We start from the raw sequence: 22,514 nt of genomic DNA on the forward strand, positions 1-22,514 counted from the left end.
TGCTGGGCGCGTTTAAGACTGCTTGGAGGTCGAATTGGACAAGAACATGAAAATCCTCATCGTTGATGACTTCTCAACGATGCGGCGGATCATAAAAAACCTGTTGCGTGACCTTGGGTTCACCAACACGGTCGAGGCTGACGATGGCACTACCGCCATTCCGGTTCTCAACAGCGGGAGCATCGACTTTCTGGTAACGGACTGGAACATGCCTGGCATGACCGGTATCGATCTGCTGCGCCACGTGCGCGCCGATGAAAAGCTCAAGCACCTGCCGGTGTTGATGGTGACCGCTGAAGCCAAGCGCGAGCAGATCATCGAAGCGGCCCAGGCCGGTGTAAACGGCTATGTGGTCAAACCCTTCACGGCCCAGGCGTTGAAAGAAAAAATCGAGAAGATTTTCGAACGCATCGGTTGATCCACTGCGCCACGGGGGAGCTATGGAGCATAAAGAATCTTCACAGGGCGATTTTGAATCGACCCTGAAAAAACATGCCGTCGAACTGGTCGCCAGCCTTGAAAAAGGCAGGTTCGGCGAGGCTGTGCAACTGATCCATGAGCTCAATCAGACCCGTGACCGTGGCCTGTATCAGGAAGTGGGCAAGCTCACTCGCGAGCTGCACAGCGCGATCGTCAATTTCCAGATTGACCCGAACATGCCGCAAGCCGAGGAAGTGTCGCAGATCACGGACGCCACCGAGCGCCTGGGGTATGTGGTCAAGCTGACCGAGGCCGCGGCCAACCGCACCATGGACCTGGTGGAAAGCGCCACGCCGCTGGTCAACAGCCTGAGCGAAGAAGCCCAGGCGTTGAGCACGGACTGGAGCCGGTTCATGCGCCGCGAAGTCGGGGCTGAAGAGTTCCGTGAGCTGGCCCGCCGCGTCGACGGTTTCCTGACACGCAGCACCGAGGACAACCGCACGGTGTCGAGCAACCTCAACGACATCCTGCTGGCTCAGGATTACCAGGACCTCACCGGTCAGGTGATCAAGCGCGTGACCCAGTTGGTCACCGAAGTTGAAAGCAATTTGCTCAAGCTCGTCCTCATGGCCAGCCAGGTAGACCGCTTTGCGGGTATCGAACATGACCGTGAATCGATGCTCGCCGAAAAAGATCCACAAAAACATCTCTCTCAGGGTGAAGGTCCGCAGATTCATGCCGATAAAAGAGAAGACGTTGTGTCCGGTCAGGACGATGTGGACGATTTGCTATCCAGCCTGGGATTTTAGCGTTTCAGCATTCTAGGTTTTTTAGGTTTTTAGACCTGTAGGAGCACCCCCTTAATGAGCTTCGGCGCCGATGAAGAGATCCTTCAGGATTTCCTGGTTGAGGCCGGCGAGATTCTAGAGCAACTGTCCGAACAACTGGTCGAGCTGGAAAGCCGACCGGATGATGCGGACTTGCTCAATGCAATTTTTCGCGGTTTTCACACTGTAAAAGGGGGCGCCGGCTTCCTCCAGCTCAACGAGCTGGTGGAGTGCTGCCACATCGCCGAAAACGTGTTCGACATCCTGCGCAAGGGTGAGCGTCGCGTCGATTCGGAACTGATGGACGTGGTCCTCGAAGCGCTGGACGCGGTGAACAGCATGTTCGGCGAGGTCCGCGAGCGCAGCCCGGTTACGGCGGCGACACCTGAATTGCTGGAGGCCCTGGCCCGTCTGGCCGAGCCGCAAACGGCAGATGAAGCTGCACCGGTTGCTCTCGTGGCTGAAGCACCTGCCGCCGAAAGCGAATCGGGCGACATCACCGATAACGAATTCGAACAACTGCTGGACTCGCTGAACGCCGTCAAGGCTCAGGCCGAAGCGCCAGTGGCTGCAGCACCAACGCCTGTCAGCGATGCTGCTGCCAGCGACGAAATCACCGATGCCGAGTTCGAGTCGTTGCTCGATCAATTGCACGGCAAAGGCCAGTTCGCCGTTGATGCCGTGGCCCCTGCGCCAGCCGCACCGGCTGCGCCAAAAGCGGCGGGCGATAGCTCCGACATTACCGACGACGAATTTGAAGCACTGCTCGACCAGTTGCACGGCAAAGGCAACTTTGCGGTGGATGCGCTGGAGTCGGCCATTGCTTCGGTACCGGCTACACCTGCGCCAACTGCGGCGGCGGTGGGTGGGGATCTGATCTCCGATCACGAGTTCGAATCGCTGCTCGACGAATTGCACGGTAAAGGCAAGTTCACCGATGTGGCGACAGGCACTGTCGTTACTGCCCCGGCGCCCACTGCCAAGGCAGCGGCACCGGCGGCCAAGGCACCAGAACCGAAAGCCGAGGCACCGAAACCGGCTGCCGCTGCTGCACCGGCCCCGGCCCGTGCTCCGGCTGCGCCGCCACCGGAAAAACCGGCGAGCGAAGCCGAGACCACCGTGCGGGTCGATACCGCGCGTCTCGACGAAATCATGAACATGGTCGGCGAACTGGTACTGGTGCGTAACCGCCTGGTTCGCCTGGGTGCCAACAGTGCCGACGAAGCCATGTCCAAGGCGGTGTCGAACCTCGACGTGGTCACGGCTGACCTGCAAACCGCGGTCATGAAGACCCGGATGCAACCGATCAAGAAAGTCTTCGGGCGCTTCCCGCGCCTGGTTCGCGACCTGGCTCGCCAGCTCAAGAAAGAGATCAACCTGGAACTGGTCGGCGAAGAAACCGACCTCGACAAGAACCTCGTCGAGGCCCTGGCCGACCCGCTGGTCCACTTGGTGCGCAACGCGGTCGACCACGGCATCGAGTCGCCGGAAGAACGCGAAGCCTCGGGCAAGTCCCGTGGCGGTCGAGTCGTACTTGCGGCGGAACAGGAAGGTGACCACATCCTGCTGTCGATCTCCGATGACGGCAAAGGCATGGACCCGCACGTCCTGCGTTCCATCGCGGTAAAACGCGGTGTGATGGACAAGGATGCGGCGGATCGCTTGAGCGACACCGAGTGCTACAACCTGATTTTCGCGCCAGGGTTCTCGACCAAGACCGAGATCTCCGACGTGTCGGGTCGTGGCGTGGGCATGGACGTGGTGAAAACCAAGATTTCCCAGCTCAACGGTTCGATCAACATCTACTCGACCAAGGGCCAGGGCTCGAAGATCGTCATCAAGGTCCCGCTGACCCTGGCGATCATGCCGACGCTGATGGTCATGCTCGGCAACCAGGCGTTTGCATTCCCGCTGGTGAACGTCAACGAGATCTTCCACCTCGACCTGTCGACCACCAACGTGGTGGATGGTCAGGAAGTGGTGATCGTGCGCGACAAGGCGCTGCCACTGTTTTACCTCAAGCGCTGGCTGGTCAGCTCCGCCGCTCACGAAGAGCAGCGCGAAGGCCATGTGGTGATCCTTTCGGTGGGCACGCAGCGGATCGGCTTTGTCGTCGATCAGTTGGTGGGCCAGGAAGAAGTGGTCATCAAGCCATTGGGCAAAATGCTCCAGGGAACCCCAGGCATGTCGGGCGCCACCATCACCGGTGACGGCCGCATTGCGCTGATTCTCGATGTTCCGAGCATGCTCAAGCGTTACGCCACGCGGCGTATTTGATTCTGGTGGAGCGGGGCGACTGAGCCTCGCTCCGTCTAACGGAGTGTTTATGGCAGTCAAAGTCCTGGTGGTGGACGATTCGGGGTTTTTCCGCCGCCGCGTCTCGGAAATTCTTTCAGCGGATTCGAATATCCAGGTCGTCGGCACGGCGACCAACGGAAAAGAGGCGATCGATCAGGCCCTGGCCCTCAAGCCGGACGTGATCACAATGGACTACGAAATGCCCATGATGGACGGCATCACGGCCGTGCGGCACATCATGCAGCGCTGCCCGACGCCGGTGTTGATGTTCTCCTCGCTGACCCACGAAGGCGCCCGGGTCACCCTCGATGCGCTGGATGCCGGCGCCGTGGATTTCCTGCCGAAGAATTTCGAAGACATCTCCCGTAACCCGGAGAAGGTCAAGCAACTGCTGTGCGAAAAGATCCTGAGCATTTCGCGCAGTAACCGTCGCGCCAATACCTACAGTGCTCCGGCCCCGGTCGCCGCGCCTGCTCCAACTCCTGCGCCTGCAAGCGCCAGCAGTTACGGCAGCCATGCACCGTCGCGTCCGGCGCCGGCGCCGATTCCGGCACGCACCCATGCGCCTGTGTCGTCCGGCCCATCGTCGCCTGCACCAAAACGCAAAGCCTACAAACTGGTGGCCATCGGCACGTCCACGGGCGGTCCGGTAGCGCTGCAACGGGTCCTGACCCAGTTGCCGGCCAACTTCCCGGCGCCGCTGGTATTGATCCAGCACATGCCGGCGGCGTTCACCAAGGCCTTCGCCGAACGCCTGGACAAGCTCTGCCGGATCAGCGTCAAGGAAGCCGAGGATGGCGACATCCTGCGTCCTGGCCTGGCGTTGCTGGCACCGGGTGGCAAGCAAATGATGATCGATGGCCGTGGCGCGGTGAAAATCCTGCCGGGCGACGAGCGTCTGAATTACAAACCAAGCGTGGACATCACCTTCGGTTCTGCTGCCAAGTCCTACGGTGACAAAGTTCTGGCGGTCGTGCTGACCGGCATGGGCGCCGACGGTCGTGAAGGGGCTCGCCTGCTCAAACAGAGCGGCAGCGCGATCTGGGCTCAGGATGAAGCCAGTTGCGTGATCTACGGCATGCCGATGGCCATCGTCAAAGCCGATCTCGCCGATGCGATCTACGGGTTGGAAGATATTGGCAAGCACCTGGTCGAGGCGTGTATCTGATGGATGTTTTAAGCCTGATTGGCATCATCATGGCGTTCGTCGCCATCATTGGCGGCAATTACCTTGAAGGAGGCCACCTTGGCGCGCTGGCCAACGGCCCGGCAGCCCTGATCGTATTGGGTGGCACCATCGGCGCAGCCTTGTTGCAATCGCCGATGAGCGCCTTCAAGCGCGCCATGCAAATCCTTGGCTGGATTCTGTTTCCGCCGCGCGTTGACCTGGCCGGTGGCATTGATCGCGTGGTGAACTGGAGCCTGACCGCCCGCAAGGAAGGCCTGCTCGGCCTGGAAGGGGTGGCCGATGCCGAACCTGACAGCTACTCGCGCAAAGGCCTGCAACTGCTGGTTGACGGTGCCGAACCGGAAGCGATTCGCAGCATCCTGGAAGTGGATTTCTACACCCAGGAAAGCCGCGACATCGAGGCCGCCAAAGTCTTTGAAAGCATGGGCGGCTACGCGCCGACCATCGGGATTATCGGGGCAGTGATGGGCCTGATCCATGTCATGGGCAACCTGGCCGATCCGACCCAACTGGGCAGCGGCATTGCCGTGGCCTTCGTCGCGACCATCTACGGTGTGGCCAGTGCCAACCTGGTGTTGCTGCCGATTGCCTCCAAGCTCAAGTCCGTGGCCTTGCGTCAGTCGCGTTATCGCGAAATGTTGCTGGAAGGGATCCTGTCGATCGCTGAAGGTGAAAACCCTCGCTCTATTGAGTTGAAGCTTCAGGGCTTCATGGATTGATGGGAGACATGGACCATGGCACGTCGTCGCCAACCTGAAGAACATGTGAACCACGAACGCTGGCTCGTTTCCTATGCCGACTTCATCACGTTGCTGTTCGCGTTCTTCGTGGTCATGTACTCGATCTCTTCGATCAACGAAGGCAAGTACAAAGTCATCTCGCAAGCGTTGATCGGGGTCTTCACCGACGCCGATCGTTCGCTCAAACCGATTCCGGTCGGTGAAGAGCGGCCGATGACCGTGACGCCGGCAAAACCGTTGGTGAAAGACAGCGAGCAGGTCGATGCCGGGGTTGCCGGTTCCAACGACCCGCTGAAAAGTATCGCCGATGACATCAGTGCCGCGTTTGGTGACCTGATCAGCTCCAACCAGATGACCGTGCGTGGCAACGAGTTGTGGGTCGAGATCGAACTCAATTCCAGCCTGTTGTTTGGCAGCGGCGATGCCATGCCCAGCGACATCGCGTTCAACATCATCGACAAGGTCGCCGGGATTTTGAAGCCATTCGACAACCCGATCCACGTCGAAGGTTTTACGGACGATCAACCGATTCGCACCGCGCAGTACCCGACCAACTGGGAGCTGTCCTCGGCCCGTTCCGCGAGCATCGTGCGCATGCTGGCGATGCAGGGTGTGAACCCCAGCCGCCTGGCGTCCGTGGGCTACGGCGAGTTCCAGCCGGTGGCCAACAACGCCACTGCCGAAGGCCGCGCACGCAACCGTCGTGTGGTGCTGGTGGTGTCGCGCAATCTCGATGTGCGCCGCAGCCTGACCGGCACCGGTACCGCTCATGCACAACCGGACGCCGCGTTGAAGCGTGCTGGCACACAAACTGCACCGACCCCGGTCAAGTCGCCGGTACGAGAGAGCGCCGTCAATTCTCCGTCACCCGTATTAACACGCTGAGCTATTTCTCGGTCGACCTAGTCGGCCGGGCGGAACCCTTCGAATGAGAGTCTGGGCAGTTGCCAATCAAAAGGGTGGTGTTGGTAAAACCACTTCCTCTATCGCTTTAGCCGGTTTGCTGGCCGAGGCGGGCAAGCGCGTGGTTGTGGTCGATCTCGACCCGCACGGCTCCATGACCAGTTACTTCGGCTACGACCCCGACACCCTGGAACACAGCAGCTACGACTTGTTCCTGCACAAGGGCAGCGTGCCGCAAGGCTTGCCCGGTCAGTTGCTGTTGCCCACCAGCCACGAAAGCATTTCCCTGTTGCCCTCCAGCACCGCGCTGGCCACCCTTGAGCGTCAGTCGCCGGGGCAGAGTGGTTTGGGCCTGGTGATTGCCAAGAGCCTGGCGCAGTTGTGGCAGGACTTCGATTATGCGGTGATCGACAGTCCGCCGTTGCTCGGCGTGCTGATGGTCAATGCCTTGGCGGCGAGCCAGCAATTGGTGATCCCGGTGCAGACCGAGCATCTGGCCGTCAAAGGCCTGGAGCGCATGGTCAACACCCTGGCGATGATCAATCGCTCACGCAAACAGGCGCTGCCGTTCACCATCATCCCGACCTTGTTCGACCGCCGCACGCAGGCTTCCCTCGGGACTCTGCGGGTGCTGCGCGACCTGTACCCGGAAGAAATCTGGCAAGGCTACATTCCGGTCGACACGCGTCTGCGTGACGCAAGCCGGGCCGGGCTCACGCCTTCGCAGTTCGACGGCAAGAGCCGCGGCGTTCTGGCTTACCGCGCGCTGCTCAAGCATTTGCTGGCGCAGCAATCCGTTGCGCAGGTGGCGTGAGATGAACCTTCCTTGCGTGGTGCTTAAATGAATCGGCCGGTGAAAATCACCTCTCGCCCGCAACTGGCGCTCCAGAGCTATCTGGACAGCTTGCTGCAGGACGCGACCGAGGAGCTGGCGCCCGTCATCGAAGCGCCCGTCGAAGTGATCGAGCCTGAAAGCACCCTCGACGAGTTTCAGTTGGCGGTGCTCGAAGAGCAGGCGCGTGATGCCGCGGTGGTTGTGGCCCCTGTCGTTGCGCCAGTCGTGAAGGCGCCAGCACCTGTCATGGAAGCACCGGCACCGATCCTCGCGCCGGTATCGACCATCGCACCGCTGCTGCAAACGCTGGTGCCGCCGGTTGTCGAAGTTCATCTCCCGCCGAGCAACACGCCGCCTCCGGTCGAAACTGACGGGCGTCCATCGTGGGCCGCCGAGCCCTTCGAATGCCTGTTGTTCGATGTCGCCGGCCTGACGCTGGCGGTGCCGCTGGTGTGCCTCGGTTCGATATATTCGTTGGCTGGTCACGAGCTGACGCCGCTGTTCGGTCAGCCGGAGTGGTTCCTCGGGATTCTCCCGAGCCAGGCCGGCAACCTGAAAGTCCTCGATACCGCGCGTTGGGTCATGCCCGACCGCTACCGCGATGACTTCCGCCAGGGCCTGCAATACGTCATTTCGGTCCAGGGTTATGAGTGGGGGCTGGCCGTGCATCAGGTCAGCCGCTCGTTGCGCCTGGACCCCAACGAAATCAAATGGCGCAGCCACCGGGGTCAACGACCTTGGCTGGCGGGCACCGTGATTGAACACATGTGTGCCTTGCTCGACGTTTCCGCACTGGCCGAACTGATCGCCAGTGGCGGGGCAAAGCACATGAGCAGCATCAAGAAACCGGCTCACAAACCGACATAACAAACACGCATCGGCAGTCACTGCCGATGCACAGAACACACACCGCCAGGGCGGTTTTTCGAGGGGTCAGGGTATGAATGATAAGGCGACGGCTGCAAAGGGTTCCGAAGATCCGATCCTGCAATGGGTAACCTTCAAGCTGGACAACGAAACCTACGGCATCAACGTGATGCGCGTTCAGGAAGTCCTGCGCTACACCGAAATCGCCCCGGTACCGGGTGCTCCGAGCTACGTGCTGGGCATCATCAACCTGCGCGGTAACGTGGTTACTGTAATCGACACCCGTCAGCGTTTCGGCCTGATGAATGCCGAGATCAGCGACAACACCCGTATCGTCATCATTGAAGCCGACAAGCAAGTAGTCGGGATCATGGTCGACAGCGTGGCCGAAGTGGTTTACCTGCGTCAGTCGGAAATCGAAACCGCGCCAAACGTCGGTAACGAAGAATCCGCCAAGTTCATCCAAGGCGTATGCAACAAGAACAACGAACTGCTGATCCTGGTCGAGCTGGACAAGATGATGAGCGAAGAAGAATGGTCGGACCTGGAGAGCATCTGATTGATTCTTGAGGTAGCGGTCATTGTCCTGTTCCTTTTCTGGGCAGGCACGCTGGCGATGTTTCTGGCGTACATACGCGGTCAACGATTGATCGCCGCGCAACAGGCTCAGGGCGATGCGCTGCGGGATCAGCGCATCAAGGACCTGGCCAAACGCGTGGACGACTACCAGCGCGGCAACGTGCGCATGGGTGAAGACCTGCACGAGCTGCGCGCGGTGGTCGGCCCGCTGCCGGACAAACTGGCGCAACTGGAACAGCGCGACCCGTCGAGCCTATCGTTTGCCCAGGCGGCGCGACTGGTCGGGATGGGCGCTACGGTGGATGAACTCACGCAGTCCTGCGGCTTGACCCAGGCTGAAGCGGAGTTGATGCGCAAGCTTCACAAGAACTGATTTTTGCAACTCGGCTGAAATTGCTTTCGCGAGCTTGCTCGCGATGGCGGTGCGTCAGTCACCGTAGATTTGAAAGTGCCGCCCTCATCGCGGGCAAGCCTCGCTCCCACAGGTATTGCGGTCGCGCACAAAGTATGTGAACGCCGCCGAACCCTATGCGAGCCGGGCTTGCCCGCGATGGCGTCCTTGAAGCCTCAGTAATTGTCACCGCGTTCGGTGATGTCCTTCTCCAGCATGACCGCATCGGGATCATGCCCCGCCGGAAACTTGCCCTTCAGGTTCCATGCAAACGCAATAATCTCGGCAATCGTGCGGTACAACTCCTCCGGAATACTCTCGCCCAGCTCCATCCGCGCCAGCAGCTTTACCAGCTCGGCGTTTTCGTAGATCGGCACTTCGTAGTCGCGAGCGATCCGCAAAATCTCTTCCGCCAGCGCTTCGTCACCCTTGGCCGTGAGGGTAGGGGCGTGGCTGCCGTCGTATTTGAGGGCGATGGCCTGGCGTGGGGCGTTGGGGGTTTTCATGCGGTTTCGTCGACCCAGCGTTGTTCAAGACGGGTTTGCGGGCCTTGTGGCGGTTTGCCGAGGTGGCAATCCAGATCGCCGACGTTCAGTCCCGACGCCAGCAGGCGTTCGCGCAGCCCGGCCAGGTTGCTTTCGATCAGGCTCGCGGTGTACGGGCGTTCGGCCCAGAGTTGGCTGGACAGGCTGCCCTTGATCAGCTGCGCCTGAATCTGCAACGGGCCTAGCGGTTCCATGTCGAACGCCAGGTCGACGCGCCACAGTGGCTGCTTGGGCTCGCGTTCGTCGCGACGTTCGTGCGGCTGTTCTTTCTCTGGGGCTTCTTCGCGCTGGAACTTGACCTGCAATGGCACGATGTCCTGCAGGTTGCGCATGGGGATTTCCAGCTGCCAGGTGCTGACCAGCCGCCCATCATCCGTCAGACCGGTTTGTTCCAGGCTCGACAGTTGATGGCTTTGCAGGCGCGAAACCGCCGCCGCTGCCAAACGCAGCAAGTGCTCCAGATCACCTTCACCGTCCTGGCTTTGCAGCAGGCGCTCGGGCAGCGGGAAACTGGTCGGCAGCGGTTTGGCGCTGACCTGGCCGAGCATGCCGAGGGCGCTGCGCACGAAACTCGGCATCGCCTGCACCAATGTGTTGGCGGCGATCAGTGCGTTGAGGTTGGTGTTGGCCGGCAGCCCCGGTGTCAGTTGTGCGATCAGCTTGAGCAAATCGCCCTTCATGTCTGGAGCCAGCGTCGGATTCTGTCCGGTCAGCAATTTCGCTTCGAGGAACAGGCCGCTGTTGGCCAACGCTTGAGCAAGACCCTTTGGCGTGCTCAATTGCTGAACGTCCGGGAGGCCAGCGAGGAGTCTTTCCACGGCAACACGCAGGTCGTTGGAAGTCGGATCCGACGACGGTGGAGGCAACGGCAGGTTTTGCAGAACTTTAATCAAGCCATCCAGCGAGCCTTGGCGGCTTTGTTGGCTGACCAGTTGCTGGGTCACCGCCAATTGTTCCTGGCGGCTGCTCAGCGGGACGAATTTCAGCGTCTGGGTGTCTTGCACCATGGCGCTCAACAACGTGCCGATGCGCAGCGGCGTCGGGCTGTCGATACTCAAGGTGCTCCCGCTCAGCACGGTGTTTAACAAGCTCACCATCGAGCGAAACACCGTCGGTTGCCCTGGCACCTGCGGCAGCACCTGCGAGGTCAGTACTTTGCCTTGCAGCAAGGTGCCGACCGGCAGTTGCGCGGTGTCGATGCGGGTAAGGGTGGCAATGCTGGAAGCGATGGCCTGTTGCACAGTGATTGCCAGATTGCTCGCCGACGGCTGCGTGATCGCCAGGCTGGTGCCTTGAGGCAGCGGCTGGGTGCTGGTGGCCTGCACCGTGGTCTGGCGACCGCTGTCGAGGGTGACTTTGAGCAACAGTTGAAAAGTCTGATCCGTCTGCTTGAGTGACAGCACTTCAGCCTTGGCGGTCTGCCCGACGTCGATCAGGCCCTCCATTGGCTTTAGCAACTGCAGCAGGTCGCCACTCATCACCAGCGGCCGCGAAGTCGCGGGCGTGGTCTGGGGTAGCGGGAGGATGTTCATTTCGCCTGTCATACGCGGTCACAACCTGAGGAAAATGCACTCTTTAGAGTAGGGCATGGCATGTATAATGCCGCCCGTCTTTCGGGGAGTGGCGAAAACATTGCAATTGTTTGACGCAGCTCTCTAGAACAGACCGCCAATGCATCTATGCTGCATCTCTTTAGCGGCCGCTTCGCCGCCGACTTGAACCGCAAAAGGCCCGTGATCCCTTGACCAGCCCAGTCCTGCAAACCGTTGCCCTCGCTTGTGAGCGAGACCTTCGGCTGCTCTTCGAAAATCTCGATTTGAGACTGGCCAGTGGCGAAATGGTGCAAATCAGCGGCCCCAACGGCAGTGGCAAGACCAGCCTGTTGCGTCTGCTGTGCGGGCTGATGCAGCCGACCGCCGGTCAGGTGCTGCTCAACGGCCAGCCGCTCAATGAGCAACGTCTTGAGCTGGCGCGCAACCTGCTGTGGATCGGTCATGCCGCCGGCATCAAGGAACTGCTGACCCCCGAGGAAAACCTCAGCTGGCTTTGCGCCTTGCATCATCCGGCGTCCCATGAGGCCATCTGGCAAGCCTTGGCGGCTGTCGGACTGCGCGGTTTCGAGGATGTTCCCTGCCACACCCTGTCTGCTGGCCAGCATCGTCGCGTGGCGTTGGCGCGGTTGTACCTGGACAGCCCGCCGCTGTGGATTCTCGATGAACCGTTCACCGCGCTCGATAAACAAGGCGTGGCGCAACTCGAAGAACACCTGGCCGCGCACTGCGAGCGGGGCGGCATGGTCGTGTTGACCACGCACCACACGCTGACCCGGATGCCGGCCGGCTATCGCGACATTGACCTGGGGAATTGGGCCGTATGAGTGTTTTCGGCCTGTTGGTCGCCCGTGAGGCCCGTTTATTGTTCCGCCGTCCTGCGGAACTGGCTAATCCGCTGGTGTTCTTCGCTATCGTCGTGGCGCTGTTCCCGCTGGCGGTCGGCCCCGAGGCTCAATTGTTGCAAACCTTGTCTCCGGGACTGGTCTGGGTGGCAGCGCTTTTATCGGTTCTGCTCTCGCTGGACGGGCTTTTCCGCAGTGATTTCGAAGACGGTTCCCTCGAACAGTGGGTCCTTTCGTCGCACCCCCTGCCTCTTCTGGTTTTGGCCAAGGTACTGGCACACTGGGCCTTCTCAGGCCTGGCACTGGTTTTGCTCGCGCCACTGCTGGCGTTGATGCTCGGTTTACCTGCCGCTTGTCTGCCGGTGTTGCTGCTTTCCTTATTGCTGGGTACACCGGTGCTGAGCCTGCTCGGTGCGGTGGGCGCAGCCCTGACGGTCGGATTGAAGCGCGGTGGCCTGTTGTTGGCACTGCTGATTCTACCGCTGTACATCCCGGTGTTGATTCTCGGCAGTGGCGCCTTGCAGGCAGCCTTGCAGGGCATGCCGGCGACCGGTTATCTCTTGTGGCTTGGTAGCCTGACCGCCCTGGCGATAACCCTGACACCTTTTGCAATAGCTGCTGGCCTGAAGATCAGCGTCGGCGAATAATGAGGTCTGGTTAAAATTTAATCAGTAAAGACCCAGCCCTTCACAGCGAAGGGCAACCGTGATGGAAACAGTATGAACTGGACGTGGTTTCACAAGCTCGGCTCGCCCAAATGGTTTTACGGCATCAGCGGCAAACTGCTGCCCTGGCTGAGCGTTGCGGCGTTGCTGCTGATCGGCGTTGGTGTCGTTTGGGGCCTGGCCTTCGCGCCGCCCGACTACCAGCAAGGCAACAGCTTTCGCATCATCTATATCCATGTTCCGGCCGCCATGCTGGCGCAGTCCTGCTATGTGATGCTGGCCGTGTGTGGCATCGTCGGGCTGGTCTGGAAGATGAAACTGGCCGACGTCGCCCTGCAATGCGCGGCGCCCATCGGGGCCTGGATGACCGCTGTGGCGCTGGTCACCGGCGCGATCTGGGGCAAACCGACCTGGGGTTCGTGGTGGGTCTGGGATGCGCGACTGACGTCCATGCTGATTCTGCTGTTTCTGTACTTCGGTCTTATTGCGCTGGGCAACGCCATCAGTAATCGTGACAGCGCCGCGAAGGCCTGTGCGGTGTTGGCGATTGTCGGCGTGATCAACATCCCGATCATCAAGTACTCGGTGGAGTGGTGGAACACCCTGCACCAGGGCGCGACCTTCACCCTCACCGAAAAACCGGCGATGCCGGCCGAGATGTGGCTGCCATTGCTGCTGACGGTGCTGGGTTTCTACTGTTTCTTCGGCGCGGTCCTGTTGCTGCGCATGCGCCTTGAAGTGCTCAAGCGCGAAGCGCGGGCCAGCTGGGTCAAGGCCGAAGTACAAAACAGCCTGGAGGCCGCTCGATGAGTTTTGCTTCATTCGGCGACTTCCTCGCCATGGGCCATCATGCCCTGTATGTCTGGTCCGCCTATGGCATCTGCCTGGCAGTGCTGGTCCTCAACGTGGCGGCGCCGATCCTGGCCCGCAAGCGGTATCTGCAACAAGAGGCGCGTCGTCTGCGCCGGGAGAACGGCAAGTGAATCCGCTGCGCAAAAAGCGTCTTATCATCATTCTCGCGATCCTGGTGGGTGTCGGCGCTGCCGTCGGCCTGGCCCTGAGCGCCTTGCAGCAGAACATCAATCTGTTTTACACCCCGACCCAGATCGCTAACGGCGAAGCGCCGCAAGACACGCGTATTCGGGCGGGCGGCATGGTCGAGAAAGGTTCGTTGCAACGTTCCGGCGATTCGCTGGACGTCAAATTCGTCGTCACCGATTTCAACAAATCCGTGACCATCACCTATCGCGGCATTCTTCCGGACCTGTTCCGTGAAGGGCAGGGCATCGTTGCCCTGGGCAAAATCAACGCCGACGGCGTGGTGGTGGCCGACGAAGTGCTGGCCAAGCACGACGAAAAATACATGCCGCCGGAAGTGACCAAAGCCCTGAAAGACAGCGGCCAGTCGGCACCCACACAAGCCAAAGAGGGTTAATTGATGACATCCGGAATCTTTATCCCTGAGCTTGGCCACCTGGCCATGATCCTGGCGCTGTGTTTCGCGCTGGTTCAGGCCGTGGTGCCATTGCTCGGTGCCTGGCGCGGTGATCGACTGTGGATGAGCCTGGCTCAGCCAGCCGCCTGGGGTCAGTTCACTTTCCTGGTGTTCGCTTTTGGTTGCCTGACCTACGCGTTCATGACCGACGACTTCTCGGTCGCCTACGTCGCGAGCAACTCCAACAGTGCCTTGCCTTGGTACTACAAATTCAGCGCAGTCTGGGGGGCACACGAAGGGTCATTGCTGTTGTGGGCGTTGATCCTCGGTGGCTGGACCTTCGCGGTATCGGTGTTCTCCCGGCAGTTGCCGCGGGACATGCTGGCCCGCGTGCTGGCGGTGATGGGCATGATCAGCACCGGTTTCCTGCTGTTCCTGATCCTCACGTCCAACCCGTTCAAGCGCATCCTGCCGCAAGTGCCCAGCGATGGCGCCGACCTCAATCCGTTGCTGCAAGACATCGGCCTGATCGTTCACCCGCCGATGCTGTACATGGGTTACGTCGGTTTCTCCGTGGCTTTCGCCTTCGCCATCGCGGCGCTGATGGGCGGTCGCCTTGATGCGGCGTGGGCGCGCTGGTCGCGTCCGTGGACCATCGTCGCCTGGGCTTTCCTTGGTATCGGCATCACCCTCGGTTCGTGGTGGGCGTATTACGAACTCGGCTGGGGCGGCTGGTGGTTCTGGGACCCGGTGGAAAACGCCTCTTTCATGCCTTGGCTGGTCGGTACGGCGCTGATTCACTCGTTGGCCGTCACGGAAAAACGTGGCGTGTTCAAGAGCTGGACCGTGTTGCTGGCCATCGCCGCATTCTCGCTGAGCTTGCTCGGTACGTTCCTCGTGCGTTCCGGCGTGCTGACGTCGGTTCACGCGTTTGCGTCCGACCCTGAGCGCGGTGTGTTCATCCTGATTTTTCTGCTGTTCGTGGTCGGCGGTTCGCTGACGCTGTTCGCCCTGCGCGCGCCGGTGGTCAAGAGCCAGGTCGGCTTCAACCTCTGGTCCCGGGAAACCCTGCTGCTGGGTAACAACCTGGTGTTGGTGGTGGCGGCTTCGATGATCCTGCTCGGCACCTTGTACCCGCTGATTCTCGATGCGATGACCGGCGCCAAACTGTCGGTCGGCCCGCCGTACTTCAATGCGCTGTTCATTCCGTTGATGGCGTTGCTGATGGTGGTGATGGCAGTCGGCATGCTGGTGCGCTGGAAAGACACCCCGGTCAAATGGCTGATGAGCATGCTGACCCCGGTACTGCTCGGCAGTGCTGCGCTGGCGGTTGTGGCCGGCGTCGCTTATGGCGATTTCAACTGGGCGGTGATTGCAACCTTCATGCTGGCAGCGTGGGTATTGCTCGCCGGTGTCCGGGATATCCTCGACAAGACTCGCCACAAAGGCCTGATCAAAGGCCTGCCGACCCTGACCCGCAGTTATTGGGGCATGCAGATCGCTCACCTGGGCATTGCCGTGTGTGCGCTGGGCGTCGTGTTGTCGAGCCAGAACAGTGCCGAGCGCGACTTGCGCCTGGCGCCGGGCGAGTCCATGGACCTGGCCGGTTATCACTTCGTGTTCGAAGGCGCCAAGCACTTCGAAGGCCCGAACTTCACCTCCGACAAGGGCACCGTTCGGGTGATCCGCGATGGCAAGGAAGTCAGCGTGCTGCACCCGGAAAAACGCCTGTACACCGTGCAGAACTCGGTGATGACCGAAGCCGGGATCGACGCCGGTTTCACCCGTGACCTCTACGTCGCCCTCGGCGAACCGCTGGGCGATGGCGCCTGGGCTGTGCGCGTTCACGTCAAACCGTTCGTGCGCTGGATCTGGTTCGGCGGTCTGCTGACTGGCTTCGGCGGGTTGCTGGCGGCGCTGGATCGGCGTTATCGGGTCAAGGTGAAAAGCCGGGTGCGTGAAGCACTGGGCATGACGGGAGCGACTGCATGAGACGTTGGTTGATGCTGTTGCCACTGATGATTTTTCTGGTGGTGGCTGTTTTCCTTTACCGCGGTCTGTACCTGGACCCGGCCGAGCTGCCTTCGGCGATGATCAACAAGCCGTTCCCGGAGTTTTCCCTGCCGGCCGTGCAGGGCGACAAGACCCTGACCAAGGCCGATATTCTGGGCAAACCAGCGCTGGTCAACGTCTGGGGCACCTGGTGCATTTCCTGCCGGGTCGAGCACCCGGTGCTGAACAAACTGGCCCAGCAGGGCGTGGTGATTTACGGCATCAACTACAAGGACGTCAACGCCGACGCCTTGAAGTGGCTCGTGGAGTTCCACAACCCGTATCAACTGGACATCCGTGACGACGCCGGCACCCTGGGCCTGAACCTCGGTGTGTATGGCGCGCCGGAAACCTTTTTCATCGACGCCAAGGGCATCATCCGCGACAAGTTCGTCGGTGTGATCGACGAGCAGGTCTGGCGTGAAAAACTGGCTGCCAAGTATCAGGCGCTGGTCGATGAGGCCAAGCCATGAAGCGCTGGATAGCAGCGGCGGTACTGGGCTTGAGCATGGCCGGCGTGGCCCACGCCGCCATCGATACCTACGAGTTCGCCAAAGAAGGTGATCGCGAGCGTTTTCGCGAGCTGACCAAGGAACTGCGTTGCCCCAAGTGCCAGAATCAGGACATCGCCGATTCCAATGCACCGATTGCCGCCGACCTGCGCAAAGAGATTTTCCGCATGCTCGGCGAGGGCAAGGACAACCAGCAGATCATCGACTTCATGGTCGACCGCTACGGTGACTTCGTCCGCTACAAACCGGCTCTCAACGCCAAGACTGCACTGCTCTGGTTCGGCCCGGCCGGCCTCCTGCTGGGCGGTTTCGTGATCATCGCCGTGATCGTCCGCCGTCGTCGCGTGCAACGCGCCGAAACCCCGGACGCGCTTTCTGCCGAGGAGCGTGAGCGCCTCGACCACCTGTTGGATAAAAACCAAGAATGATTGATTTCTGGCTCGCTGCAGGTCTGCTGCTTCTGGTTGCCCTGAGTTTTCTGTTGATCCCGGTTTTGCGCGGTCGTCGTGCTCAACTTGAAGAGGATCGTACCGCCCTGAACGTTGCGCTGTACCAAGAGCGCGTGGCTGAGTTGCAGACTCAGCAGGAAGAGGGTGTGCTCGACGCCGGGCAAATGGACGCCGGCCGCGCCGAAGCGGCCCGTGAGCTACTCGCCGATACCGAAGGCGTTGCAGCGCCTCGCGTGGGTCGCCTGGGCAAGCCGTTGCCGTTGTTGGCGGCAGTGCTGGTTCCGGTGCTCGGTCTTGGCTTGTACCTGCATTTCGGTGCCAGCGACAAAGTCGAACTGACCCGCGAATTTTCCCAGGCACCGCAGTCGATGGAAGAGATGACCCGTCGCCTGGAACGCGCCGTCGCCGCTCAGCCGGAATCGGCTGAAGGCTTGTATTTCCTTGGTCGCACCTACATGGCCCAGGACCGTCCTGGCGATGCAGCGAAGATCTTTGAGCGCACGGTGAACCTGGCCGGGCGTCAACCGGAACTGCTCGGCCAATGGGCGCAGGCCCAATACTTTGCCGATGGCAAGAAGTGGTCGGACAAGATTCAGGCCCTGACTGATGAAGCGCTGAAAGCCGATCCCAAAGAAGTCACCAGCCTTGGACTGCTTGGCATCGCAGCTTTCGAAGCCCAGCGTTATCAGGACGCTATCGACTATTGGAATCGCCTGCTGGCGCAACTGCCGCCCGAGGACAGCTCCCGCGCCGCCCTGCAAGGCGGTATCAGCCGGGCCACCGAGAAGCTGGAAGCCAGCGGTGGCAAGGTTGTCCAGGCACCTGCGGCGAAGGCGGCAGCGTTGCTGAAAGTCACCGTAGACCTGGCGCCAGCGCTCAAAGCCAAGGTCCAGCCGGGTGACACTGTCTTCATCTTCGCCCGCGCCACCTCAGGTCCACCTGCGCCGTTGGCGGCCAAACGCCTGACCGTGGCCGACTTGCCGGTGACTGTCGAACTGGGTGATGCCGACGCAATGATGCCGCAGTTGAAACTGTCGAACTTCCCTGAAGTCCAACTGGTTGCGCGCGTCTCCCGTGCCGGCCAACCGACTGCCGGTGAATGGGTCGGTCGCAGCCAGCCTCTGGCCAGCAGCACCACCGCGACGCAGACACTGACCATCGACAGCCCGGACAAATAACAGGAAGCACCGCCATGACCGCTATTGCTCGTATCACCCTGCTCAGTCTGGTTTTGGGGTTAAGTGCATGTGCGGTCCAGCGGCCAGAGCCCACGACACCACCACCGATCCCGCCATCGCAGCCAAGGCCGACACCGTCCACGACACCCTCGCCGGGCAAACCGGGCATCCCCGCCAAGCCGGCCAAACCGATGCCGCGCACCTCCGCCAGCTTCGCACCGCCACCGGGTGGTAATAGCCATTGGGACGCCAAGCTTGGCGTCTATGTGCTGGAGGATCAGACCAACACCTTCTACCGCCAGCGCACCTACTACCGCTGGAACAACGGCTGGAGCCGTTCGGTCAGCCCCGACGGGCCTTGGGAAGACACGGATATCCATGGCGTTCCGGGCGGGTTGGGACGGCAATTCGGGCAGTAAATGAAAACGGCGATCTGAGGATCGCCGTTTTGCCGCTTGAGTCCTGTTCAGGTTCTATTCACCAACAACCCCTGCACATACTCCACAAACGCCCGAGCCTTCGCGCTGGCCATTCTTCCGGTGGGAAACACCGCCCACAAATCCTGGTTCGGCAGGGTCCAATCCGTCATCACTTCCCTGACGGCACCGCTGGCCAGCTCCGGAGCAAACATCCATTCGGAGGCCATGGTCAATCCCAGATGGGCGAGGACCGCTTCACGCAAACCTTCCGCGGCGCTGACGCGAATTCGGCCATTGATGATCACGGACTGTTCTTCGCTCGCGTTGCGAAATTGCCAGTTGGCGCCGCCGCCCAAGGCGTAGACCACTGCCTGGTGTTTGCACAGGTCAGCCGGGCAGGTGGGTTCGCCGTGTTTGTCGAAGTAAGCCGGTGTGCCGAGTACAACACGTCGGCATTCGGCGATCTTGCGGGCGGTGAGGCCGGAGTCGCTCAGGGCGCCCATGCGCAGTGCGACGTCGACGCCTTCTTCGACCAGATTGAGGTTACGGTCGTCGAGCAGCAGGTCGATGTTCAGGTCTGGATTCTGATCGAGGAACGGCCCGAGGTGCGGCACGATATGGATTCGGCCGAAGGTCACGGCGGCGCAAATGCGCAGGTTGCCGGTCAGCCCGCTGGCGGCACCGCGCGCGGCGTTGTCGGCCTCGTCAACTTCTTCGATGGCACGTTTGGCGCGTTCGAAAAAGGCCAGGCCGGCCTCGGTGGGCGTCAGGCCTCGGGTCGAACGCAACAACAGTCGCACGGCCAGGCGTGATTCGAGTTGCGCAATGGCTTTCGACACGGCGGGCTGGCCGATATTCAGGCGCCGGGCGGCGGCGGAAAACGAGCCGGTTTCCACGACGTAGACGAAGGTTTCCATTGCGGCGAGGCGGTCCATTCGAAACCCTTGTGCAGTCTGATGCCTTTAGGAATTCCCCTGTAGGAGTGAGCCTGCTCGCGATGGCGGCCTGACATTCAACAACGATGTTGGCTGTCAGGACCTCATCGTGAGCAGGCTCACTCCTATAGGGGGGTTGTATTGTTGGTTAGAACGCGGCTTTGCCGATGGAGGAGCCGCCATCGACAAACAGCGTTTGCCCGGTGATAAACCCGCTCTGCTCGGACAGCAAAAACGCGATCGCCGCCGCAATCTCCTGCGGCTGCCCCAAACGGCCCATCGGCACGCCCGCCAGATACCGCGCTTCACCCTCACTGCCCGGTGGATTGTTGGTGCGGAACAATTCGGTTTCAGTCGGCCCCGGTGCCACGGCATTCACTGTCACGCCAGTTTTCGCCAGCTCCAGCGCCCACGATCGCGTGAAGCTGATCAGCGCCGCTTTCGCCGCCGCATACGCCGTGCGTTGGGTGATCCCCAGCACGGTCAAACTGGAAATATTCACCACCCGACCCCAGCCCTTGGCACGCATATTCGGCAGCAGTGCCTGGGTGGCCTGCAACGCCGAATGGAGGTTGACCCGCATCACATCGTCGAACGTATCCAGATCGATCTCGCCCAACACCTGCGGGCGTACCAGACCGACGTTGTTCACCAGCCCATCAAACTCGTACGTCCTGGCCAGATCCGCCAGGACTTCCTGGGTCAGCACCCGGTCGCTCAAATCCAGTGGAAACAGAATGCCGGGGAACGTCAGGTCAGGGGTTCGTGCGATCCCGACCACCCGGTGCCCGGCGCGATCCAGATGCTCGGCCACCGCGCGACCGATGCCTTTGCTGGCGCCTGTGATGAGAAAAGTACGACGGGTCATTTCACACTCCTTGAAAAGAACCTGCCGCCGGGGCGGGCGGCAGTGAAAGGGGCAGCCGCGAATCGCATCCAGCATCGCTTCAGGCTCAGGACGCTGAGTGTAATCCGGGTTGACCTCGGCGTAACGACTCACACCATCCTGATCGATCACATAATCGTGCCGGCATCGACACTCTTGGGGGAATGAGTGAGCTCACATCCTGAAAAACAACGTGAACAGATCCTGTCCGGATTCTATGGTCCAGTGACGCTTTATTAAGGTGATGTTTTGCGGGAGGAACGCCTGTGCACCATCCCATCATTATCGAGTGGGGAGACGAGAGAACGGCAATCGGTATTCAAATACCTGACATCCCTGGCGCGGTGACCGCCGGGGATACGTTTGAGGAGGCATACAACGCTGCTGTCGAAGTCGCACGGATCCTGCTGCAAAAAATGGTGGAGGAGGGGTTTATTGTTCCAACACCAACGTCAGTAAGCACGCATCGGGACAATCCGGAATTCGCAGGCAGGGGATGGGGAATGTTGAACGTTTGAATCAGGCGATTGCCGTCAAATCGCATCGCGAGCAGGCTCACTCCCACAGGTTGGGCGATTACCTGTGGGAGCGAGCTCGCGAGGGTTTAAAAAGCTTAAGCCGTCGCCAGCGAAGCCTTCTGCGAAGCACTCAAAAACCGCAGCAACGCCAACAGCGGAAACGTACTCCCCACAATCACGATCCACAACCAGCCGCCGTGTTCATACACCGCACTGGCCACCGACGAACCAAACGCGCCGCCGATGAAGATGCTGGTCATGTACAGCGCGTTCAAGCGACTGCGGCTTTTGGCGTCGAGGGCGTAGACCGCGCGTTGGCCGAGGACCATGTTCATCTGAACGCAGAAGTCGAGTACCACGCCGGTCACGGCCAGGCCTATGACGCTGTAGAGCGGATGGATGAACGCCGGCAGGAAGCTCAGGCTGGCGAATATCAGGGCCAGCAAAGACGCGATGCGGGTGTGACCGGCATCAGCCAGGCGACCGGCGATGGGCGCGGCGATGGCGCCGATGGCACCGACCAGGGCGAAGATCGCGATCTGGGTTTGCGACAGGCCATGATTGCGGGCGAGTTCCAGCGGCACGGCGGTCCAGAACAGGCTGAACGTGGCGAACATGCAACCCTGATAAAACGCCCGCTGACGCAAGACCGGTTGTTGGCGCAACAGTGTCCACAGCGACCCCAGCAACTGCCCGTAAGAAGCACTGTGATCAGGCTGGCGCTTGGGAATGGTCAGCGCGAGCACGATGCTGATCGCCGCCATCAACGCGGCCGCAATCATGAACATCGCGCGCCAGCCGAAGTGGTCAGCCACCACGCTGGACACCGGTCGTGCCAGCAGAATACCCAGCAGCAAACCGCCCATGATTCCGCCGACCACCCGGCCGCGAGATTCTTCCGGTGCAAGATGCGCGGCCAGTGGAATCAGGATCTGCACCGATACTGAACTGAAGCCTACCAGCAACGAGATCAGCAAAAACACATTGGGCTGATCGGTGAACGCAGCGCCCAGCAAACTGGCAATCGCCACCACGGTGGTGATGATCATCAATCTACGGTTCTCCAGCAGATCGCCCAGCGGCACCAGGAAGAACAACCCCAGCGCGTAGCCAATTTGCGTCAACGAAACGATGAAGCTGGCCATGGTGCTGGTCAGGCCGATGTCCGGCGCGATCAGGCCAATGATCGGCTGGGCATAGTAAATATTGGCGACGATGGCGCCGCAGCAGAAGGCGAAGAGCAGCACCATGCCTTTGGTCATTGTCGCGGCACCGTGGGGCGCCTGGGTCGTTGGATTCATAACGGGTCTCGCTGGACAAAAGGGAATGCGCGAAGGCTAAGCGGCAAGCCCAAACGGCGGAAGAGAGGTTGAAGTGATAGTAATCATTCCATTGCGGAATGAGTGACGCTGGCCATGTGCTGTTTGCCGATGCACCTTGCGTCCCAAAAATGTGAGGTCCGATGATACATTCACT

Annotated in this window: 25 protein-coding genes and 1 pseudogene; 21 read left to right on the forward strand and 5 right to left on the reverse strand. The window is 60.7% G+C overall.

Annotated elements, in window-relative coordinates; genetic code table 11:
* Window positions 1-46 precede the first annotated feature (46 nt).
* The 10 genes from D882_RS0105840 (at window position 47) to D882_RS0105885 (ending at window position 9,031) form a co-directional block, all read left to right on the forward strand.
* Window positions 47-418: a chemotaxis response regulator CheY gene (locus tag D882_RS0105840; RefSeq protein ID WP_003183998.1), complete on the forward strand. Its 372-nt coding sequence runs from the start codon at window positions 47-49 to the stop codon at window positions 416-418.
* Window positions 419-440: 22 nt separating this feature from the next.
* Window positions 441-1,229, forward strand: coding sequence for a protein phosphatase CheZ (locus D882_RS0105845; protein WP_027922371.1), 789 nt, complete (start codon window positions 441-443; stop codon window positions 1,227-1,229).
* Between the two features lie 54 nt (window positions 1,230-1,283).
* A complete protein-coding gene (locus D882_RS0105850; RefSeq protein WP_027922372.1) occupies window positions 1,284-3,524 on the forward strand; it encodes a chemotaxis protein CheA in 2,241 nt (746 codons plus the stop codon).
* Between the two features lie 49 nt (window positions 3,525-3,573).
* Window positions 3,574-4,713, forward strand: coding sequence for a chemotaxis response regulator protein-glutamate methylesterase (locus tag D882_RS0105855; protein WP_027922373.1), 1,140 nt, complete (start codon window positions 3,574-3,576; stop codon window positions 4,711-4,713).
* Entirely contained in the window at window positions 4,713-5,453 is a 741-nt protein-coding gene (locus tag D882_RS0105860; protein WP_027922374.1) for a flagellar motor protein, read from the forward strand. Before D882_RS0105855 ends, D882_RS0105860 begins: the two co-directional genes overlap by 1 nt.
* A 15-nt stretch (window positions 5,454-5,468) precedes the next feature.
* Entirely contained in the window at window positions 5,469-6,359 is an 891-nt protein-coding gene (gene motD, locus D882_RS0105865) for a flagellar motor protein MotD (RefSeq protein WP_027922375.1), read from the forward strand.
* 43 nt (window positions 6,360-6,402) lie between these two features.
* Window positions 6,403-7,191 (forward strand): ParA family protein, encoded by a 789-nt coding sequence (locus tag D882_RS0105870; RefSeq protein WP_027922376.1) that lies wholly within the window; start codon window positions 6,403-6,405, stop codon window positions 7,189-7,191.
* 27 nt (window positions 7,192-7,218) lie between these two features.
* Entirely contained in the window at window positions 7,219-8,079 is an 861-nt protein-coding gene (locus tag D882_RS0105875) for a CheW domain-containing protein (RefSeq protein ID WP_027922377.1), read from the forward strand.
* 73 nt (window positions 8,080-8,152) lie between these two features.
* Entirely contained in the window at window positions 8,153-8,638 is a 486-nt protein-coding gene (locus D882_RS0105880) for a chemotaxis protein CheW (RefSeq protein WP_027922378.1), read from the forward strand.
* Window positions 8,639-9,031: a DUF2802 domain-containing protein gene (locus D882_RS0105885; protein WP_027922379.1), complete on the forward strand. Its 393-nt coding sequence runs from the start codon at window positions 8,639-8,641 to the stop codon at window positions 9,029-9,031. It begins immediately after the preceding gene.
* A gap of 194 nt (window positions 9,032-9,225) precedes the next feature.
* Here D882_RS0105885 and D882_RS0105890 read toward each other — a convergent pair whose 3' ends face one another.
* The gene (locus D882_RS0105890; RefSeq protein ID WP_027922380.1) at window positions 9,226-9,555 is read right to left on the reverse strand and encodes an EscU/YscU/HrcU family type III secretion system export apparatus switch protein; all 330 of its coding nucleotides are present in this window, start codon (window positions 9,553-9,555) and stop codon (window positions 9,226-9,228) included.
* Complete coding sequence (locus D882_RS0105895; protein WP_027922381.1) at window positions 9,552-11,138, reverse strand: flagellar hook-length control protein FliK; 1,587 nt, start codon at window positions 11,136-11,138, stop codon at window positions 9,552-9,554. The genes D882_RS0105890 and D882_RS0105895 overlap by 4 nt, the downstream gene beginning before the upstream one ends.
* 197 nt (window positions 11,139-11,335) lie before the next feature.
* On the opposite strand from D882_RS0105895, the gene ccmA reads away from it, so the two are divergent.
* The 10 genes from ccmA to D882_RS0105945 all read left to right on the forward strand — a co-directional run bounded on the left by ccmA (window position 11,336) and on the right by D882_RS0105945 (window position 18,699).
* The gene (gene ccmA, locus D882_RS0105900) at window positions 11,336-11,971 is read left to right on the forward strand and encodes a cytochrome c biogenesis heme-transporting ATPase CcmA (protein WP_027922382.1); all 636 of its coding nucleotides are present in this window, start codon (window positions 11,336-11,338) and stop codon (window positions 11,969-11,971) included.
* Window positions 11,968-12,636 carry a heme exporter protein CcmB gene (gene ccmB / locus D882_RS0105905; protein WP_007946758.1) on the forward strand — a complete coding sequence of 223 codons (669 nt, stop codon included), beginning with the start codon at window positions 11,968-11,970 and terminating at the stop codon, window positions 12,634-12,636. Before ccmA ends, ccmB begins: the two co-directional genes overlap by 4 nt.
* A 72-nt stretch (window positions 12,637-12,708) precedes the next feature.
* Window positions 12,709-13,464 (forward strand): heme ABC transporter permease, encoded by a 756-nt coding sequence (locus D882_RS0105910; protein ID WP_007946756.1) that lies wholly within the window; start codon window positions 12,709-12,711, stop codon window positions 13,462-13,464.
* Window positions 13,461-13,637 (forward strand): heme exporter protein CcmD, encoded by a 177-nt coding sequence (gene ccmD / locus D882_RS0105915; RefSeq protein ID WP_027922383.1) that lies wholly within the window; start codon window positions 13,461-13,463, stop codon window positions 13,635-13,637. Before D882_RS0105910 ends, ccmD begins: the two co-directional genes overlap by 4 nt.
* A complete protein-coding gene (gene ccmE / locus D882_RS0105920; RefSeq protein ID WP_027922384.1) occupies window positions 13,634-14,089 on the forward strand; it encodes a cytochrome c maturation protein CcmE in 456 nt (151 codons plus the stop codon). Before ccmD ends, ccmE begins: the two co-directional genes overlap by 4 nt.
* Before the next feature lie 3 nt (window positions 14,090-14,092).
* Window positions 14,093-16,081, forward strand: a complete 1,989-nt coding sequence (locus tag D882_RS0105925; protein ID WP_027922385.1) for a heme lyase CcmF/NrfE family subunit — start codon at window positions 14,093-14,095, stop codon at window positions 16,079-16,081.
* Window positions 16,078-16,614 carry a DsbE family thiol:disulfide interchange protein gene (locus D882_RS0105930; RefSeq protein ID WP_027922386.1) on the forward strand — a complete coding sequence of 179 codons (537 nt, stop codon included), beginning with the start codon at window positions 16,078-16,080 and terminating at the stop codon, window positions 16,612-16,614. The genes D882_RS0105925 and D882_RS0105930 overlap by 4 nt, the downstream gene beginning before the upstream one ends.
* Window positions 16,611-17,081 (forward strand): cytochrome c-type biogenesis protein, encoded by a 471-nt coding sequence (locus D882_RS0105935; RefSeq protein ID WP_027922387.1) that lies wholly within the window; start codon window positions 16,611-16,613, stop codon window positions 17,079-17,081. Before D882_RS0105930 ends, D882_RS0105935 begins: the two co-directional genes overlap by 4 nt.
* Window positions 17,078-18,280: a c-type cytochrome biogenesis protein CcmI gene (ccmI, locus tag D882_RS0105940; protein ID WP_027922388.1), complete on the forward strand. Its 1,203-nt coding sequence runs from the start codon at window positions 17,078-17,080 to the stop codon at window positions 18,278-18,280. Before D882_RS0105935 ends, ccmI begins: the two co-directional genes overlap by 4 nt.
* Window positions 18,281-18,294: 14 nt before the next feature.
* Window positions 18,295-18,699 carry a hypothetical protein gene (locus D882_RS0105945; protein ID WP_027922389.1) on the forward strand — a complete coding sequence of 135 codons (405 nt, stop codon included), beginning with the start codon at window positions 18,295-18,297 and terminating at the stop codon, window positions 18,697-18,699.
* A gap of 47 nt (window positions 18,700-18,746) precedes the next feature.
* Here the strand turns inward: D882_RS0105945 and D882_RS0105950 are convergent, their stop codons facing one another.
* Both D882_RS0105950 and D882_RS0105955 read right to left on the reverse strand, forming a co-directional pair.
* Complete coding sequence (locus D882_RS0105950) at window positions 18,747-19,634, reverse strand: LysR family transcriptional regulator (protein WP_027922390.1); 888 nt, start codon at window positions 19,632-19,634, stop codon at window positions 18,747-18,749.
* A 148-nt stretch (window positions 19,635-19,782) separates the two neighbouring features.
* Window positions 19,783-20,502 carry an SDR family oxidoreductase gene (locus D882_RS0105955; protein WP_027922391.1) on the reverse strand — a complete coding sequence of 240 codons (720 nt, stop codon included), beginning with the start codon at window positions 20,500-20,502 and terminating at the stop codon, window positions 19,783-19,785.
* A gap of 284 nt (window positions 20,503-20,786) precedes the next feature.
* Here D882_RS0105955 and D882_RS01000000130845 point away from each other — a divergent pair.
* Window positions 20,787-21,035 (forward strand): annotated as a pseudogene (locus D882_RS01000000130845) (type II toxin-antitoxin system HicB family antitoxin); the annotation flags it as partial.
* A 98-nt stretch (window positions 21,036-21,133) separates the two neighbouring features.
* Here D882_RS01000000130845 and D882_RS0105965 read toward each other — a convergent pair.
* Window positions 21,134-22,339, reverse strand: a complete 1,206-nt coding sequence (locus D882_RS0105965) for an MFS transporter (RefSeq protein WP_027922392.1) — start codon at window positions 22,337-22,339, stop codon at window positions 21,134-21,136.
* Window positions 22,340-22,514 lie beyond the last annotated feature (175 nt).

Origin of the sequence: Pseudomonas sp. URMO17WK12:I12 (assembly GCF_000514395.1) — a bacterium.
GTDB lineage: Bacteria > Pseudomonadota > Gammaproteobacteria > Pseudomonadales > Pseudomonadaceae > Aquipseudomonas > Aquipseudomonas mucoides.

What these genes read in the sequence shown, in the direction of transcription:
- D882_RS0105840 (WP_003183998.1), top strand. Translation starts at nt 47, where the DNA reads ATGAAAATCCTCATCGTTGATGACTTCTCAACGATGCGGCGGATCATA.
- D882_RS0105845 (WP_027922371.1), top strand. Translation starts at nt 441, where the DNA reads ATGGAGCATAAAGAATCTTCACAGGGCGATTTTGAATCGACCCTGAAA.
- D882_RS0105850 (WP_027922372.1), top strand. Translation starts at nt 1,284, where the DNA reads ATGAGCTTCGGCGCCGATGAAGAGATCCTTCAGGATTTCCTGGTTGAG.
- D882_RS0105855 (WP_027922373.1), top strand. Translation starts at nt 3,574, where the DNA reads ATGGCAGTCAAAGTCCTGGTGGTGGACGATTCGGGGTTTTTCCGCCGC.
- D882_RS0105860 (WP_027922374.1), top strand. Translation starts at nt 4,713, where the DNA reads ATGGATGTTTTAAGCCTGATTGGCATCATCATGGCGTTCGTCGCCATC.
- motD (WP_027922375.1), top strand. Translation starts at nt 5,469, where the DNA reads ATGGCACGTCGTCGCCAACCTGAAGAACATGTGAACCACGAACGCTGG.
- D882_RS0105870 (WP_027922376.1), top strand. Translation starts at nt 6,403, where the DNA reads ATGAGAGTCTGGGCAGTTGCCAATCAAAAGGGTGGTGTTGGTAAAACC.
- D882_RS0105875 (WP_027922377.1), top strand. Translation starts at nt 7,219, where the DNA reads ATGAATCGGCCGGTGAAAATCACCTCTCGCCCGCAACTGGCGCTCCAG.
- D882_RS0105880 (WP_027922378.1), top strand. Translation starts at nt 8,153, where the DNA reads ATGAATGATAAGGCGACGGCTGCAAAGGGTTCCGAAGATCCGATCCTG.
- D882_RS0105890 (WP_027922380.1), bottom strand. Translation starts at nt 9,555, where the DNA reads ATGAAAACCCCCAACGCCCCACGCCAGGCCATCGCCCTCAAATACGAC.
- D882_RS0105895 (WP_027922381.1), bottom strand. Translation starts at nt 11,138, where the DNA reads ATGACAGGCGAAATGAACATCCTCCCGCTACCCCAGACCACGCCCGCG.
- ccmB (WP_007946758.1), top strand. Translation starts at nt 11,968, where the DNA reads ATGAGTGTTTTCGGCCTGTTGGTCGCCCGTGAGGCCCGTTTATTGTTC.
- D882_RS0105910 (WP_007946756.1), top strand. Translation starts at nt 12,709, where the DNA reads ATGAACTGGACGTGGTTTCACAAGCTCGGCTCGCCCAAATGGTTTTAC.
- ccmD (WP_027922383.1), top strand. Translation starts at nt 13,461, where the DNA reads ATGAGTTTTGCTTCATTCGGCGACTTCCTCGCCATGGGCCATCATGCC.
- D882_RS0105925 (WP_027922385.1), top strand. Translation starts at nt 14,093, where the DNA reads ATGACATCCGGAATCTTTATCCCTGAGCTTGGCCACCTGGCCATGATC.
- D882_RS0105930 (WP_027922386.1), top strand. Translation starts at nt 16,078, where the DNA reads ATGAGACGTTGGTTGATGCTGTTGCCACTGATGATTTTTCTGGTGGTG.
- D882_RS0105935 (WP_027922387.1), top strand. Translation starts at nt 16,611, where the DNA reads ATGAAGCGCTGGATAGCAGCGGCGGTACTGGGCTTGAGCATGGCCGGC.
- ccmI (WP_027922388.1), top strand. Translation starts at nt 17,078, where the DNA reads ATGATTGATTTCTGGCTCGCTGCAGGTCTGCTGCTTCTGGTTGCCCTG.
- D882_RS0105945 (WP_027922389.1), top strand. Translation starts at nt 18,295, where the DNA reads ATGACCGCTATTGCTCGTATCACCCTGCTCAGTCTGGTTTTGGGGTTA.
- D882_RS0105950 (WP_027922390.1), bottom strand. Translation starts at nt 19,634, where the DNA reads ATGGACCGCCTCGCCGCAATGGAAACCTTCGTCTACGTCGTGGAAACC.
- D882_RS0105955 (WP_027922391.1), bottom strand. Translation starts at nt 20,502, where the DNA reads ATGACCCGTCGTACTTTTCTCATCACAGGCGCCAGCAAAGGCATCGGT.
- D882_RS0105965 (WP_027922392.1), bottom strand. Translation starts at nt 22,339, where the DNA reads ATGAATCCAACGACCCAGGCGCCCCACGGTGCCGCGACAATGACCAAA.